Origin of the sequence: Bombilactobacillus mellifer (genome assembly GCF_000970795.1) — a bacterium.
Classification (GTDB): Bacteria; Bacillota; Bacilli; order Lactobacillales; family Lactobacillaceae; genus Bombilactobacillus; species Bombilactobacillus mellifer.
Genome location: NZ_KQ034037.1, coordinates 1 through 1,738 on the forward strand (window position 1 = coordinate 1; position 1,738 = coordinate 1,738).

Below are 1,738 nucleotides of genomic sequence, written 5' to 3' on the forward strand. Positions count from 1 at the left end.
AGGTTTTAGAACCATCAGGATTAATAGTTACCGGACGACTTACGGCCACTGTCTGAGTTTCTGTTTTCAGTTGACCGTTAGGTTGATGGAGATTAATCGTCCGGACTTTGGTTTTAGTTTCCGTCGTTTGGGTAAAGGCGGGTTTACTGTCCCAATCATAAGTCGTCACCTGATCGCGGCCGATTAATTCCATTAACTCAGTAGAAGTATACTTGTGTCCCTGTTGATAACCACTGGTGGCTACCCAATAAGGTGAGGCGACTACTCGATTAGTACCAGGAATTTGGGTACCGGTTTCTGGAACATTGGGTAATCCGGTATAGACATTCAAAAGCATGTTGGAACCTAAAATCAAATGATTTAGGTTATTACAATAGCTAAACATACCTTCCAAATCGGAAAGATTGCTCGTGTCGAACTTGCCAAGATCTAAACTGGTTAATCCAGAGCAACCAGCAAACATATGACTCATATCAGTAACCTTAGCAGTATTGAAATTGCTGAGATCTAAATTGGTTAGTGATGAGTCATATTCAAACATTTCAACCATATTATTGACATTAGCAGTATTAAAATTGCTGACATCTAAATTAGTTAAATTGTTGCAACCCCAAAACATTTGACCCATATCTGTAACATTAGCGGTATTGAAATGATCAAGATCTAGTTTAGCTAATCCCGAGCAATCTGCAAACATTTCACGCATATTAGTCACCTTAGCAGTATTGAAATTGCTGAGATCTAACTTGGTTAATCCTGAGTCATATTCAAACATATTTGCCATATTATTGACATTAGCAGTATTAAAATTGCTAACATCTAAATTAGTTAAATTGTTACAACCCCAAAACATTCCATTCATATCAGTAACGTTAGTGGTATTGAAATTGCTGAGGTCTAAACTTGTTAATTTGGAACAGTAAGCAAACATCTGAGCCATATTATTAACGCTATTAGTATCAAGATTGTCTAAACCAACAATCTGTTGAAGATGCTTCAATCCTGCAAATAAATAACTAGCGTTCTGATTGGCTTTGACTCCGGGATCAATAATAATTTGCGTCAGTGCGTCACTCCATTGCCAATTACCATTAAAAATGTCGTGGCTAGCACCGATGCTACCGACTTCGTTATTATCATAATTATAACCATGGCTGCTAGCGCCTAAGGTTCCTGCATGGAAATGTAAAATATAATCATCACCTTGGTGCGTATATTCCCACTTACTGGTGCCCCAAGTACCTTGGGCAATCGTTTCTACTTGAGGATCTGTGGTAGTTGAGGCGGTGTTGGAGCTATTTGTGGCCTTGGTAGCTTGCAAGGTTGCTGGTGCTGTAGGTTGGCTTACTTGGTTAGTAGCCTCATTAGCGCTATTAGTTGACGAATGAGCTGCCGTGTTCTGAGTAGCAGTTTCCTGTTGTGGTTGTGCGGAAGTAGCCTGATTGTTACTGGAATTAGTTAGTTCTGTACTTGTGTTCGTCGCAGGTGAAACTGTAGACTGAGTTCTAGAAGTTTGGTCTTGGTTAACAGTCTCGTTAACGGTGTCCGTAGTAGTAATAGACTTTTGTGTGCTAGTCTGTTGATTGACAGGCTGTTCATTTTGGTTAGGTTCAGCAGGTTTCGCAGTTGCTGTACTCCGCGGGGCCACCATACTCGTGGTTGTAGGGTCTTGAGCATTTGTAGCTGCCGCAGCTGCCTGTTGTTGGGTTAAGACAAAACCACACACTAGCCCCACAAA

The 1,738-nt window shown here is 40.7% G+C and carries 1 protein-coding gene; it reads right to left on the bottom strand.

The annotated features are described in order from the left end of the window. Positions 1-1,738 (bottom strand): BspA family leucine-rich repeat surface protein (locus JG30_RS08725; RefSeq protein WP_179854059.1); only part of this gene is annotated, 1,738 nt, incomplete at both ends.